The following is a 13,197-nucleotide window of genomic DNA, read 5'->3' on the forward strand; positions in this document are numbered from 1 at the left end:
ATTGTATGTAACTTTCAGAGCTACCTGGCACGGAATTTCCAGCGTTATGTGGCACCTATAAGCAGTGTGCTGCGGGCAGCATCCACGACTTCTTCAGTGATGGCGGTCATTTCGTTGATCCGCAAAATGCGCTCGATCTGAACGAACAGACGATAGAGAAGGCGGAAGTTTCCGCCGGTGATACGCGCGATCGCGGCGACGGCCTGTGCGTCGGTGAAGTCGGCTTCGTCCAATGTGACGCCCAGTTTGCGCCAGTGCCGGGTGAGAACGAAAGACAGTTCATCGCCGAGAAGCGGCCGGTAGCCGTGAGAGAATCCGACGCGACTGTAGAACTGCGGGTAGCGCGCCATGCGCTTCTCGATGCCCGGCATCCCGACAAGGATGAGGCCGATATTAGAGCGGTCGAAAAGATCGCGGATATATTCCAGCGCAAGGTTCGACAGCCGCTCGGCCTCATCGATCACGATTAGCTCGATCAGGCCGCAACCGTCATGCGAGGGCGTCACGGTCAGGTTGTCCAGGCCCTCGTCGATGCAATAGCTGACGCGGCCGATGAGGCGATGGAGATCGTCACGCAACTCCCGAAGGGGACTTCCGACTGTCGGCGTGTAGAAGACCGTACGCGATCGTGCGAGTATTGCCTGGGTGCTGGTATCGGACTGATCACGCGTTTTCCATGCTGACCGGAGCGCTTCGGCCTTTTCCCAGTTTGCATATCTCCGGCCAGACAGGGTTTTTCCAACGCCGGCCGGACCATGACACAATCCGATATAGCGGTGTCGGCGAACCGTATTGGCGAATTCGACAAAACGCCGATGCTCTTTCGTGGCGATGAACGGCCCTTCGTCCCGCCGATCCGAAGCGGGTTTCATGGGTCATCCTCAAAATAGGTTCGCAGCCTGCGTTTCGCCGCCACCATTTGCGGCTTGGGCTTTTCAGGGCTGGTGCGCCTTGTCGTATCGGGCAGAAAGTCTTTGACGCATCCGACCTTTTCGGTGATCTGACTGCGCAGCGCTCGACGGTGTTCGGTGCGGGCGGTCTGAATGTCTTTCAGGGTGATGGTGTAGCCGGCATATTCCGGGCTGATGGCACGACACAGGAACTGGTTGCGATGAAACACGCGGATTTCCCCAACGTCGCGGGGATCGTAGCGGACCGTGACGGACTCCCCGACATAGCTGGCGAGCGTCGGATCGAGATAGCGCGAGCCCTCGAAATGGATGCCGTCCCGGTGGACGACACGCGGCCTCGCCACCATTACCAACAGGAGGTCGAGATCTTCCAGGCTTTCGGGCATTCGCGGCAGCCAGCCATCCCCAAGCCATGACTTCAGCGGCGTGGTGCCGATGGAGCTGTGAACGCGCGCGTTGTATGTGATCGTGATGAAGCGGCCGATCGCGGCGTCCAGCTCGGAAACCGACAGGCTCGGAGGTGAGACGGGTTTGCCGCCTCTGATGTTTCCAGGCAGCTCGGACAGGAGTTCCGTGTTCAGCGTTCCAAACAGGCGCTCCACCTTTCCGCGTCCCTGCGGGCAGCCGACCGCCGAGTAGGTCAACTGGATTCGAAGATCGGCAGCCACCTGGTCCAGATGGTTGCTGGTGAAATCGCTGCCATGATCGACATAGAGAGCGTCAGGAATTCCGCAGACCGGCCAGCAATCAGTAGACTTTCGCCAGATTGCCTGTCGAAGTGCGAGGGACGTGTGCAGCGCCGATGGCGCGCCGACGAACACCATGTAGCCGGCCACGACCCGTGAATGGTCATCGATGACGGTTGTTAGCCATGGCCGCACGATCGAGCCGTCGGCGTCGATCACCAGAATGTCGAGTTGGGTGTGATCGGCCTGCCAGAGGGCATTCGGCCTCTCGGCCCTGTGACGATAGATCAGCTCGAAGCGGTTCCTGAAGGCCGACATCCCCTCATGGGCAAGGGTCAGCATGGCGGGGTCGAGTTTGCGGACGATCGCGTAGACGCTGCCATAGGATGGGGCTGGTGTATTCCTAGGGCTAAGCGCCGTGGTAGCGCATCGATGAATCGCCGCGATCGTCAGGCGCGGCTTGATGAGCGCCAGCCCCTCGATCAGATCAACGACATCCGGCGCGAGTTTTTGGTGTCCTGCATCCGAGCGCAGCGTTCGTACCAAGCCTGCCAACCCCATGGAGCGGTATCGAGAAAGCCAGCGCCTGAGGGTCCGGATCGGAACGCCAGCGTCGGCGGCAACCCGGGCCAAAGGCACGCCGTCATCAAGATGCGGCTTGAGAACCTTGAAGCGCGCGGCGGCTTCGGTTCGCCGCTCCTCGGCCAACTCCGCGAAATGGGTTCGCGTGCTCCTGCCATCCGTGCCCATGATGACGCCTCCATGCCGATTTCATCAGCTTTGGCGGTGTCCGAAAGAGGATCTTTCAACGGACACTCATTCTGCGACGTTGCGTTTGACCGGAAAGTCCGACTTTGCCGGAGGTCCGCCCGTCTCATTGAGATGGTACTATATTTCTTGCAATGATGGAGCCCCTTACGTTGCAGTTTCTGCATGACGAACACGCTCATCGGCTATGCCCGCTGCTCGACTGAAAAGCAGGACCTTGCCGCCCAGAAGAGCGCTTTGCAAAAGATTGGCGTTGCTGTCGATCGCATCTACACCGATCACGGCTTCACCGGCGCGAACCGGGCAAGGCCAGGTCTGGATCAGGCGCTCGCGGCGGTGCGCAGCGGCGATACGCTCGTAGTGCCAAAGCTCGACCGCCTCGCGCGCTCAGTCCCCGATGCTCGCGCGATCGGCGATGATCTGGCCTCGCGCGGTGTGAGGTTGCAAATCGGGGCGAGCGTCCATGATCCGTCCGACCCGATGGGAAAGCTGTTCTTCAACATACTCGCCACCTTCGCCGAGTTCGAGGCTGATCTGATCCGGATGCGGACCCGTGAGGGCATGGCGCTCGCCCGATTTAGGGGAAAGTTGCGCGGCAAGAAGCCAAAACTCTCCGAGCGCCAGCAAAAGGAGCTGCGCCGGATGTATGACACCGGCGGCTATTCGGTCAGCGATCTGGCAGAAGTATTTTCGATCTCACGGCCAACCGTCTACCGAACCTTAGAGTCCGTCCGAGAATTCATGATCGGCGTGCGATCCTTCTGATGAGGGTCATGATGGAAGCGGCATAAAGGAATGCCTTGGCGGACTTCACTGTCGCCTCCGGGTCTTTCCAGAGGCGGCGGTTTCGGCTGATCCAGGCGAAGAAGCGTTCAACAACCCATCTCTTAGGATGCACGGCAAAGCCGACCTGATCCTTCGGCTTGCGGACGATCTCGACATCGACGAGTGTCGCATTTTGCGGTCTGTCGCCTGAGTATCCCATGTCTGCAAAGGCCTTGGCCACGAACGGGAATGACCTGCGTGACAGTCGTAGAACCGGGACGGCACCATCGCGGTCCTGAATGTGGGCCGGTTGCGGATCCAGCACGAGCGCGCGTCCATCCATATCGACCATTGCTTGTCGCTTTCGGCCTTTGATCTTTTTGCCCGCATCATAGCCTCGTGGACCACCGCTCTCGGTGGTTTTGACACTCTGGCTATCCAACACGGCAGCACTTGGAGAGGCCTGACGACCGGTCTGCTCCCGATCCACCATGACGAGACGGTGATTGATCCGGGTGAAGACACCAGTGTCACGCCAGCGGCAGAAATAACCGAACACCGTGCTCTTGGGTGGCAGGTCTTTTGGGATGAGACGCCAGGGAATGCCGCCCCGCAGAACATAGAAAATGGCGTTGATGATCTCCCGTAGCGGCCAGGCCGGTTTACGCCCCCTTGGCGCCGGCTGCGGAAGAAGCGGCGCTATCACCGCCCATTCCGCATCCGTCAGGTCAGTTTCATATCGAGGCTGATTGCGACTATACTGCCGCCGGGTGGTCGGGTTCCACATGGCGCTTCCATTCAGGCTTCAGACACCTCCTTGGAATCATCATCGGCCCGATCACTCAACCCTATTCTCGGACAGGCTCTTAGACCGTCACGCAGCAGAGGTCGTGGCGTCATGATGATCGGATATACCCACGCCTCCCCGAAGGGCCAGAACCTCAAACAGCAACGTGCTGTCCTTGGCGCGGCGGGATGCGCTCAAATCTTTGAAGAAGACGATCCGACCGCGCAGCCCGATCGGCCCGAGCTGACACGGATGCTCGAACATCTACGCGCCGGCGACGTGGTGACGGTGACGCGCCTTGATCGGCTTGCCCGATCCAGACGCGACCTTCTGGCGATCGCGGTGCGGATCAATGAGGCCAATGCCGGCTTGCGCTCGCTGGCCGAGATATGGGCCGACACGACCACACCGGACGGAAGCGAATTGCTGACCGTGCTGGCCGGAATCGTGGATTTTGAGCGGGGTTTGATCGCGGAAACGCACAAGCGCCGGCAGGATCGAGGCCAGAGCGCAGGGCATAAAGTTCGGTCGCGCCCCGATCCTGTCGGTCGAGCAGATCGAGCACGCGCGCCAACTCATCGATGAGGACAACAAGCCGGTTGCCGAGGTCGCTCAGAGCCTGGGAGTCCATCGCACCACGCTCTACAGGGCGCTTGGTAGCCCGGCCAGGTAGCGGAGATATCAGCATGTCGTCCATGAAGCTTCATTTTCTCGATGCGCGCGGCGCGCTCACCGATCTCCATGATTGGCTTCACCAATGCCTGACGGAAACTTACCAGAAGGCTGCTGGCCTGATGCCGTTGCAACCGCTCGACGTTGTCGTGCAAACGGGGAAGCGCATCATCCCCGAGAAAGGGCACCTCGGATATGCCCCGCTGCTGTCGCAGTGCCACTTAGCGCTGATAAGCAGTGCCAATTAGCGATCAAAGTCACAGCGAAACCCGGACAAAACTTGGGAGTTTTGCGACTATCAGCCCGGCAGGCCGAGAGTTTTGCGGCGTTCCTCGCGTGCCGCGACAATCAAATCACGCACGGCGGGATCGGAAACTTCGTCGGGATGCCGGATAGAGAGATGACGCATCGACTTGCCCGTCCCTTTCAGCCTGCCATGCGGGTCGGGAAGATCGGCACCGCGATAGAAGCCAAGATTGACGTGGTCCTTGTAAGTTAGAGCGTAGGCATAGGCTTCACTCATCTTCTTCGGCCCCCATCCCCAGCTCACCGCGCGGTCGCCCGGACGCGCGACCTCCACATTGCCGGGATGAAGTTCATTTGCCAGTTTACGCAAGGCTCGCAAGACCGCCTCGTGCTCTGGTGCGAGGGTGACAATATCCCCGAATGTTCCGATAACGTCAGTCATTCCTACTCCCTGAACGAAGCTGAAACTATGCTGCCAGCCTCTTGCTGCCGGCCTGCGATCCCATTCGCAGCATAGCATAGCCCCGCCGCCGTAGCGACAACAGGCGAGTGCGGGTGCGTCGCGTAATTCCTAATTTTTCAGCGGCGCAAAAGTCCGGATGACATATCGAACAAAAATCGGGATATTCGCGACAGACATCGGAGGTTGGAATGGATCACGTTGGTATAGCGGTTGATAATCTTGAAGCAGCTCTGGCATTCTATGATGCTGCTTTGGCTCCTCTGGGAATACGACGGCTTATGTCTTACGGAGGAGACGGTAAGGTTCCAGATCACGTCGGTTATGGGAGTGACGTAAAGCCCTATTTCTGGCTCGGACGAGGTGACGCTGCCCGGGGCTATGTGCATCTCGCCTTTCCGGCACCTGATCGCCACGCCGTTGACAGCTTTTATCAGGCTGCATTGGACGCGGGAGCACGCGATAACGGCGCTCCCGGGCTGAGACCGCACTACCACCCGGGCTATTACGGGGCTTTCGTCCTGGCACCAGACGGCTGCAACGTCGAAGCTGTGCACCATTCCTTTTCGTAACGGGCCTTGTTTATGGGCATTGGAATCCAGACCGTACGGGAACTGGCTTTAGCGTTGCCAGGCGTCATTGAGGTCGCTCATCACGAGCGGACAGCATTTAGAACGAAGCGTAAAATCTTCTGCACTGTGGATAGCGCGTCAAGCACGATGAACTTGATGTTTGACCCCTATCTGCGTGACTTTTACTGCGAACAGCACCCAAGCGCTTTCCGTCCTTTTGCAGGTGCGTGGGGAGCAAAAGGAGCCACGTTATGTCATCTACATCTCGTTGACGAAGCACTTGCAACTTCGGCAATCGCCGCCGCCTACGGATGTGCAGCGCCCATATGAAATCGTTGCAAAAACCCTAACATTTGCGACAAAATCAGCGACGCTGATGTTGCAGGGAAATTTCTGTCGCAAAAATCGGACGCAAAAGTCAAAGTTTTGCGACCGATTTTTGCGATAGTCGGTCGACCGAAATGCGTTCACGCCCCTGACAGGAGAATAACGCCGGCGATCAGCACCCCGCACCCGGTAATTCGCCACGGCCCGACCTTCTCGCGCAGGATCAACATGCCCAGGAGCGCGCCGACCATCATCGACATCTCGCGCATGGGGGCGACCAGGCTAAGCGGCGCTCCCGAGGTAAATGCCTCCAGCACGAGAATGTAAGACAGGGGCGAGAGCAGACCCACGCCGATCGCGATCCACCAGTAGCCGCGCATGGCCTCAATGGCTCGGCCGGGGTTCGCGATCACGAGCGGGGCCAGAAGGAAGAACCGCAGCAGGTTCGAGAACCAGTCCAGCACCACCGGGGCGATGCCAAGGGCTTTGACGGCATAGGCATCGACCACCGTATAGGAGGCGATCAGGCCGCCTGTCGCTGCGCCCCACCGCACACCCGTTTGCCCGCCCGGACGCTGGAAGGCGGATAGATCTCCTTGCGTGGCGATGAGTCCGATCCCGACGACCACAAGGAGCAATCCCGCCAGCCCTTGCCCGGATGGCATTTCCCCAAGGATGAAGAATGCACCGATCGTGGAAAGCATCGGGCCGGTTCCCCGTGCGACCGGATAGACCACCGACAGGTCCGCGACCTGATACCCACGTTGCAGGCAGAGGCTATAGGCTAGATGAATCAGACCGCTGAGCAGCAGGAGGACGACGCCGATCCATGACCAGGCAATGCCGTCGCCTTGTATGAGCAGGTAAAACACCCACGGGGCATAGGCGATACAGGCAATCACATTGTAGGCGAAGACGAAGACCGGGCCGACCGACGCGGCCCGTTTGGCGAGAAGATTCCAGCTTGCATGGATGAAAGATGCAAGGACAACAAGCAGTAGCGAGGCAAACGCCATCGAGACCTCCTTATGCGCCAAAGGCGCCGGTTGATCTCGACTTCTCCTCCTCTGGGATTTTGCCCCTCGGGTGCAGCCGTGGAACACCCACGGTTTCTGCAACGCTCGGTCCAGCCACGGCGCTGCCGTCCGGAACCCTAGTTGCCACTCGGTCGATGCGAAGACCTTAGTGTGCTCACATGAGCAATATCAAGCGGCACATGCAAAAATCAGGATTTCTGCGCCGGCGTTGACGACACAGTCTTGAATACATCGGTTACGAGTTCCCTCACCTGCATAACCGGCGCGTTGCGGATGGCATCGAAGCGCCAGCTTATCCCGTAAGCATAGCGCGGGAACGCAATTGGACAGGCCGACAACGCAAACGAGCCGAGATCGGACAAGGCCTGTGCCGCATGAGCTGGAATTGTCGCTATAGCGTCGGTTCCGCGCATCAGGAAAGGCAGAGCCGAAAAATGGGTCGTCGCTGCCCTGACCAGTGCGGCGCAACCCATGTTCCGCAAGCACGTCGTCGGTTATTCCCGTGAGCCCGGAATAGGAAACGAGAATGTGGTCGCGCGCGACATATTCCTCAACCTCAATCGGGGCTTCCGATCCTCTGCCGAGCGGGTCATAGACGACCAGATAATCCGAACTGCCGAGGGCGACATGTTTCAGCCGCCCGTCACTGAAACCGCCCGAGGTGATGGCAAGGTCGATCTCCCGATCGTTCAATGCCTGAGCTGCCACAAGGCTGTTGGTCTGCCGTAACACGATCCTGACATGCGGCACCGACTGCTTTGCCAGTCCGAGAATGCGCGCACCGAACGCCATTTCGAAATCATCCGACAGGCCGATCCGCACGACGACCGTACGCACTTGGTGATCGGTCTGGTAGTTCGCGGCATTCAGCGTTCCGGAGATGATCTGCAGGGCCTCCTCGATCGAAGGCTGCAAGAAGACCGCGCGAGGGGTCGGCCGAAATCCGCGCTGCGTCCGCTCAAACAATGGATCGCCATAGAGCGTGCGCAGACGCCGCAGCGCCGCGCTCACCGCCGCTTGGCTCACGCCCAGCCGCACAGCGGCCTTCGTCGCGTTCATCTCGCTCATGAGCATCTGGAACACGACGAGAAGATTGAGGTCTATATCGCTGTCTTTGGTTTTGATTATATCTATATTCCAGTGCAGTTGTTTCACTTATGGCATATAGCCCGGTAATCTGCACGGACGAAAGACAAATCCGATCATTTCGCTCAAGCAGATCGCCTTTCTATGAAACCTCGGCACATTTTCCTCGCCCTGCTGGTCGCCACGATATGGGGTGTGAATTTCACGGTGATCCGCGTCGGGCTCGGCAGCTTTCCGCCTTTGCTGCTGGCGGCGCTGCGGTTTGCCATCGCCGCCCTTCCGGTCCTGTTCCTGCCGCGCCCGAACATCCGATGGCCGCTCTTCATCGGGATCGGCGCGACGCTGTTCCTCGGACAGTTCGCCCTACTGTTTACAGGCATGGCCGTGGGGATCACCGCCGGGCTGGCCTCTGTCGTTCTGCAATCCCAAGCATTCCTGACAATCCTGATCGCATCGGCCTTTTTACGAGAGAGGCCGACATTCAGGCAGATATCGGGAACCCTCGTAGCATTCGCAGGCCTCGTGATCATCGCCGATACGGCCGGCGGTGTGGACTTCACAATGACTGGCCTTGGCCTGTGCCTCGCAGCTGCCTTTTGCTGGGCCGTGGGGAATGTCCTTCTTAGGCGTGTGGGTTCAACCACAGTGGACGTGTTCGCATTGGTGGCCTGGCTCAGCCTCATACCGCCTGTTCCACTGCTCGTTCTATCGTTGATCGTGAACGGTCCGGAAGCTCTCGGCCGTGCGATGCATACCATGAACTGGGGCGGCGTCGGTGCGGTCCTCTACATCGCCGTGCTCTCGACCACGCTGTGCTTCGCGCTTTGGGGGCAGTTGCTCAAGAGATACCCGGCAAGCGCCGTCGCGCCATTCTCGCTGCTGGTGCCGATTTTCGGGGCCGCGTCCGCCGCTTTGTTTCTCGGCGAGAGGTTCGAGGCCATGCGCATCATCGGCATGGTCATGATTCTTGCCGGACTCGTCGTCGTGGTCCTGCCCGTGAAACGCACTTGGCGATCTCAGCTAAGCTGATGCCGGAAGCTGCCGCGAAAGTTAGGAATTGCGCGACATTTCCCCATTTGGCAGATGCTTCAGCGGGAGCGGTCCCTGCGCCTTCACAGTCTGAATAGCGAAGTTACTGCGAATATCGCTGACACCAGGCAGTTTGAGTAGAGTTCCGAGCAGGAACCGTTCATAGCCGGCGAGATCGGGAACGACGACCTGTAGGAGAAAATCAGCCTCGCCCGATACCAGATGGCAAGAGATGACCTCGGGCAACCCCTGCACGGCCTTCCGAAACGCCGCTGCCGGCTCGTCATGATGACGTTCGACCTTGACCCCGACGAACACGGTCAGGCCAAGGCCGAGGCCGCCGCGATCCAGGGTCGCGTGATAACCACCGATCACGCCGGCCTTTTCCAGAATCCGGACCCGGCGCAAGCATGGCGATGGCGAAAGCCCGATTTCCTCCGCGAGTTGCACGTTGGTCAATCTGGCATCCCGTTGCAGCGCGGCAAGGATACGGCGGTCGATGGCGTCCAGCTTCAAATTTGGCATCCTGTCGCATTTTTGAGTATCGTTGTTGGCACGATACGCTAGTCAGGCGTCAAATCGAAGCGCAGATCGCAAGGACATGCCGCCGCCTCCCACGCTAATCTTTAATCAGGAAGCAAGGGAGAACGATGCAGGGCATGGCTGATCTTTCGGTATTCATCGGCGCGCTCGCTGTCGCCTATCTCGTGCCGGGGCCGGACATGGTGTTGATCCTGCAAACCGGAGCGCTCCAGGGGCGAGTACGGGCCCTTGCCGTCGCGATCGGTCTTGCCCTTGCCCGCGCCGTCCATGTGTTCCTTGCTGTTGTCGGGCTGGCGGCGCTTCTCAGTGCATCGCCGTGGGCGTTCGAGATCGTGCGTGTTGCCGGCGCGGCCTATCTGATATGGCTCGGCGTCGGAATCCTTCGGTCTCGATCCCTGTTGCCGGAAGGGGTGGTGTTGCCGGCGAGCGATAACGGCCGATCATGGTCAGCCGCCATGCGCCGTGGCCTCCTGACCAATCTTCTCAATCCCAAGGCGCTGCTGTTCTGCTCGGTGCTCCTGCCGCAGTTCATCCGGCCGGAGAACGGCAGCGTGCCGGGGCAATTCCTATTGTTGGGAATGATCCTCGTTGCTGTCGGCCTCGTGTTCGATCTTGTCTATGCCGGCGCTGGCGCGATGCTCGGCCGATGGATCGCCCTTCATCCGCTCGTACAGCTTCTTCAGCGATGGGTCTTCGCCGCGCTGCTGATCGGCTTCGGCGTGAGTCTGGCCCTGTCGCAGCGTCCCCTGTAACGACAAGGAAAGGGCAAGGAATTTGCACCAGATTCCATTCTACCAGGTCGATGCATTCGCATCTCAGCCCTTCGCTGGGAACCCCGCCGCCGTCCTCATCATGGAGGACTGGCTTACCGATCGAGACATGCTCGCGGTAGCGGAGGAAAACAACATCGCCATCACCGCATTTGTGCGGCCTGCCGACGCTGGCTGGGAACTTCGCTGGTTCACGCCGACGATGGAAGCGGATTTCTGCGGGCATGGGACGTTGGCGACAGCCCATGTGCTGGCGACGGAAAGGGGCGTTGAGGGGGATTTCGTTTTCGCCACGCAAGCGGGTGCGCTGCGGGTGAGCCGTCATACGGACGGATATGCCCTCGACCTGCCAAGCCTTCCACCAGAACTGGTGTCGGAGGTGCCGCCGACCGTCATGGAGATTATCGAAGGTCCCGGCCTCGCCGTGTTTCGCACGGCGCGGCACTGGTTCGTGGAGCTTGCCGACGAACGGGCGGTGCGGGACTTCATGCCCGATCTGGCGAAGATAGCAACACTTCACCCCCTGAGCTTCGCCGTCACAGCGCAGGGAAACGCACATGATTTCGTATCCCGTAACTTCGCGCCGGGCGCAGGTGTCCCCGAGGATTCGGTGACGGGTTCCACCCATTCGGCGCTCGTTCCCTATTGGGCTTGGAAGCTCGGCAAGGACCGGCTCACGGCCTTTCAATGCTCGCGCCGGGGCGGCCGGCTTTCATGCGAGCTGGATGGCGATCGCGTCCGCATCGTCGGCACAGCTGTCCCCTATCTGAACGGGACCGTAATTTTCTAGCCTCTCGTAAAAATCCCGGATTTTGCTCGATATGTTATCCCGACTTTTGCAACGCTGCAAAATTAGGAATTTTGCGACAGCTTAAGTGATGAAATCATTCGGTCGCGGGCCTCCATCGCAAGCACAGGCCATGTTGCGGGACCTTCAGCAACAAGCCATTCCTTCATCCTACGGCTGCCCATCTCAAGTGGGGCACCTTCACCATTTGAAGCAAGCTCGCTAACTCGCTGCGCCGAGAGCCTGACCGCGAGCACCCCTTGCCATTCCATCGCAAAAACCTTGCCGTTCATCTTAACCCCGTTCGAACCGAACCGCGGCGAGCGAGAGTCTAGCGGTGTCACCCATGGGTCGTCTGCGAACACACCCTGCAAAAATAGCTGGACCGTGCTTGTCTTCGTCTCCGAACCATTCGTTTGCAGCCTATCGCGGCTCATGCGGGCTATCTTTCGAAGCCGGCTGCCCGCAAGGCCGCAGTGTCGTGAATTTGGCGCAGTCGGATGACCAGACCATTCTGGATCACGAAATGCTCGGTCATGCGGATAACGCCCAGACCGGAGACATTCATGTCATAGATTTGCACGACGTCGTCTCCTTCGGCCAGATCGACCAAGCGATTGGCCCCTGTTACCAGCGTGCCGAATCCTGACAGCGCGGCGACGAAATCCGCCTTGTTCGGATAGGCGTTTATAGGCGTTTCGATCTCGATTTTCTCCGCAAGAAGAGCGGCGGCGGCCTCAAAGCGCCCAGCGGTCCAGTGGTCAAAGTAAGCCTGCGCAACGGCTCTTGGCGACGTTCCGGTTGATGACATGATCCAATCCTTACCAGCTAACACAAGCAGAGACTTGTATATCGAAACATGCCTTCTCACAAGTCCACACTTGTGAAAAGGCATGTTTCATGGCAGGTAAATCGGAATGGAAGCTTCTCTCGTTATAAGCGCTCTCGCCGAGCCGCGCCGGCGCGAAATCTTGCGCATGATGCGTAACACTCCTTGCTCAGCATCTGAGATTCGGGACGCCCTCGACATCACCCAGCAAGCCGTGTCTCAGCATCTTCAGATTCTTGAAACGGCAGGCCTTGTCTGGGCGGATCGTCCGGGCCGTGGCCGACGATACACGCTGGCGGCAGATGGTATCGATGCCCTTGACAGGTTCCTGAGCGAACTTTGGCCGGACGGATTGCAACGGCTGAAATCCGCTGTGGAGGCCCGGCGTGACAGTTGATCCCTACCGCCACTCGATTCTCATTCATACGCGACAGGAAGAAGTCTTTCGGTACTTCACCGAGCCTGAAGCAATTGTAGCGTGGATGGGAGACAAGGCTTCTGTCGATCCGCAACCGGGAGGTTTGTTCCTGTTGCAGTTCAACGACACGCAGGTCGAAGGCCGATATATCGAGGTCGCACCTCACCATCGACTTGTTATTGGCTGGGGTCGGCAAGGTTCTGCAAGCTTCCCTCCGAATAAAAGCAGGTTGGAGGTCATTCTCACGGCAGAAGATACCGGCACGCGCGTGACGATCATTCACTACGGCTTGCCTGTTGAAGAACAGCCGCGTCATGCCCTTGGCTGGAAACACTACCTCTCCCGCCTTGAGCGGGTTGCATCAGGCAGGGATGTCGAAGCCCACGTCGTACCCTCCGAACTGGCGCAAGGCGTAGACGAGTAGGCCGTTCGATTGCGTTTCGCAAATGTCCCGCTTTTCGCACGACATGTTCTCGCGACTTTTTCAGCGCTGCAAAATCAGGA

Annotated in this window: 20 protein-coding genes; 11 read left to right on the forward strand and 9 right to left on the reverse strand. The window is 59.1% G+C overall.

Annotation, left to right across the window (positions count from 1 at the left end):
• Positions 1–44 precede the first annotated feature (44 nt).
• Positions 45–872: an AAA family ATPase gene (locus tag BJF92_RS06615; protein ID WP_075633994.1), complete on the reverse strand. Its 828-nt coding sequence runs from the start codon at positions 870–872 to the stop codon at positions 45–47.
• Entirely contained in the window at positions 869–2,347 is a 1,479-nt protein-coding gene (locus tag BJF92_RS06620; RefSeq protein ID WP_198931530.1) for a Mu transposase C-terminal domain-containing protein, read from the reverse strand. The genes BJF92_RS06615 and BJF92_RS06620 overlap by 4 nt, the downstream gene beginning before the upstream one ends.
• Positions 2,348–2,530: 183 nt before the next feature.
• Here BJF92_RS06620 and BJF92_RS06625 point away from each other — a divergent pair, with 183 nt between their 5' ends.
• Complete coding sequence (locus BJF92_RS06625; protein WP_075633995.1) at positions 2,531–3,130, forward strand: recombinase family protein; 600 nt, start codon at positions 2,531–2,533, stop codon at positions 3,128–3,130.
• Here the strand turns inward: BJF92_RS06625 and BJF92_RS06630 are convergent.
• Entirely contained in the window at positions 3,105–3,917 is an 813-nt protein-coding gene (locus BJF92_RS06630; protein WP_075633996.1) for an IS5 family transposase, read from the reverse strand. The genes BJF92_RS06625 and BJF92_RS06630 overlap by 26 nt on opposite strands.
• A gap of 114 nt (positions 3,918–4,031) precedes the next feature.
• Here BJF92_RS06630 and BJF92_RS06635 point away from each other — a divergent pair, with 114 nt between their 5' ends.
• The 3 genes from BJF92_RS06635 to BJF92_RS06640 are packed head-to-tail and all read left to right on the forward strand — an operon-like array spanning position 4,032 to position 4,837.
• Complete coding sequence (locus tag BJF92_RS06635) at positions 4,032–4,502, forward strand: recombinase family protein (protein WP_245294678.1); 471 nt, start codon at positions 4,032–4,034, stop codon at positions 4,500–4,502.
• Entirely contained in the window at positions 4,495–4,590 is a 96-nt protein-coding gene (locus BJF92_RS25980) for a helix-turn-helix domain-containing protein (protein ID WP_245294686.1), read from the forward strand. The genes BJF92_RS06635 and BJF92_RS25980 overlap by 8 nt, the downstream gene beginning before the upstream one ends.
• A 13-nt stretch (positions 4,591–4,603) precedes the next feature.
• Complete coding sequence (locus BJF92_RS06640) at positions 4,604–4,837, forward strand: hypothetical protein (RefSeq protein ID WP_075633997.1); 234 nt, start codon at positions 4,604–4,606, stop codon at positions 4,835–4,837.
• 50 nt (positions 4,838–4,887) lie between these two features.
• Here BJF92_RS06640 and BJF92_RS06645 read toward each other — a convergent pair whose 3' ends face one another.
• A complete protein-coding gene (locus BJF92_RS06645) occupies positions 4,888–5,277 on the reverse strand; it encodes a DUF1801 domain-containing protein (protein WP_158032205.1) in 390 nt (129 codons plus the stop codon).
• Between the two features lie 209 nt (positions 5,278–5,486).
• On the opposite strand from BJF92_RS06645, the gene BJF92_RS06650 reads away from it, so the two are divergent.
• Together BJF92_RS06650 and BJF92_RS06655 are read left to right on the forward strand one after the other, a co-directional pair.
• Positions 5,487–5,867, forward strand: coding sequence for a VOC family protein (locus tag BJF92_RS06650; protein ID WP_075633999.1), 381 nt, complete (start codon positions 5,487–5,489; stop codon positions 5,865–5,867).
• Positions 5,868–5,879: 12 nt separating this feature from the next.
• A complete protein-coding gene (locus BJF92_RS06655; protein WP_075634000.1) occupies positions 5,880–6,197 on the forward strand; it encodes an MmcQ/YjbR family DNA-binding protein in 318 nt (105 codons plus the stop codon).
• Positions 6,198–6,334: 137 nt separating this feature from the next.
• On the opposite strand, the gene BJF92_RS06660 is transcribed toward BJF92_RS06655, so the two are convergent.
• A complete protein-coding gene (locus tag BJF92_RS06660) occupies positions 6,335–7,210 on the reverse strand; it encodes a DMT family transporter (protein ID WP_075634001.1) in 876 nt (291 codons plus the stop codon).
• 189 nt (positions 7,211–7,399) lie between these two features.
• Complete coding sequence (locus BJF92_RS06665) at positions 7,400–8,386, reverse strand: LysR family transcriptional regulator (RefSeq protein WP_198931531.1); 987 nt, start codon at positions 8,384–8,386, stop codon at positions 7,400–7,402.
• A gap of 75 nt (positions 8,387–8,461) precedes the next feature.
• Here BJF92_RS06665 and BJF92_RS06670 point away from each other — a divergent pair, with 75 nt between their 5' ends.
• Positions 8,462–9,346: an EamA family transporter gene (locus BJF92_RS06670; protein WP_075634002.1), complete on the forward strand. Its 885-nt coding sequence runs from the start codon at positions 8,462–8,464 to the stop codon at positions 9,344–9,346.
• A gap of 21 nt (positions 9,347–9,367) precedes the next feature.
• Here the strand turns inward: BJF92_RS06670 and BJF92_RS06675 are convergent, their stop codons facing one another.
• Positions 9,368–9,871: an Lrp/AsnC family transcriptional regulator gene (locus BJF92_RS06675; protein ID WP_075634003.1), complete on the reverse strand. Its 504-nt coding sequence runs from the start codon at positions 9,869–9,871 to the stop codon at positions 9,368–9,370.
• Between the two features lie 134 nt (positions 9,872–10,005).
• Between BJF92_RS06675 and BJF92_RS06680 the strand changes: the two genes are divergently transcribed.
• Both BJF92_RS06680 and BJF92_RS06685 read left to right on the forward strand, forming a co-directional pair.
• Entirely contained in the window at positions 10,006–10,641 is a 636-nt protein-coding gene (locus BJF92_RS06680; protein ID WP_075634084.1) for a LysE family translocator, read from the forward strand.
• A 22-nt stretch (positions 10,642–10,663) separates the two neighbouring features.
• A complete protein-coding gene (locus tag BJF92_RS06685) occupies positions 10,664–11,449 on the forward strand; it encodes a PhzF family phenazine biosynthesis protein (protein ID WP_075634004.1) in 786 nt (261 codons plus the stop codon).
• A gap of 62 nt (positions 11,450–11,511) precedes the next feature.
• Here BJF92_RS06685 and BJF92_RS25075 read toward each other — a convergent pair whose 3' ends face one another.
• The gene (locus BJF92_RS25075) at positions 11,512–11,739 is read right to left on the reverse strand and encodes a hypothetical protein (RefSeq protein ID WP_143523949.1); all 228 of its coding nucleotides are present in this window, start codon (positions 11,737–11,739) and stop codon (positions 11,512–11,514) included.
• Positions 11,740–11,888: 149 nt separating this feature from the next.
• Positions 11,889–12,257 (reverse strand): nuclear transport factor 2 family protein, encoded by a 369-nt coding sequence (locus tag BJF92_RS06695; RefSeq protein WP_075634006.1) that lies wholly within the window; start codon positions 12,255–12,257, stop codon positions 11,889–11,891.
• A 106-nt stretch (positions 12,258–12,363) separates the two neighbouring features.
• Between BJF92_RS06695 and BJF92_RS26420 the strand changes: the two genes are divergently transcribed.
• Together BJF92_RS26420 and BJF92_RS06705 are read left to right on the forward strand one after the other, a co-directional pair.
• Positions 12,364–12,672 (forward strand): ArsR/SmtB family transcription factor, encoded by a 309-nt coding sequence (locus BJF92_RS26420; protein ID WP_075634007.1) that lies wholly within the window; start codon positions 12,364–12,366, stop codon positions 12,670–12,672.
• Positions 12,662–13,117, forward strand: coding sequence for an SRPBCC family protein (locus tag BJF92_RS06705; RefSeq protein WP_075634008.1), 456 nt, complete (start codon positions 12,662–12,664; stop codon positions 13,115–13,117). Before BJF92_RS26420 ends, BJF92_RS06705 begins: the two co-directional genes overlap by 11 nt.
• The last annotated feature ends 80 nt before the right edge of the window (positions 13,118–13,197 follow it).

It is taken from the genome of Xaviernesmea rhizosphaerae (genome assembly GCF_001938945.1).
Classification (GTDB): Bacteria; Pseudomonadota; Alphaproteobacteria; order Rhizobiales; family Rhizobiaceae; genus Xaviernesmea; species Xaviernesmea rhizosphaerae.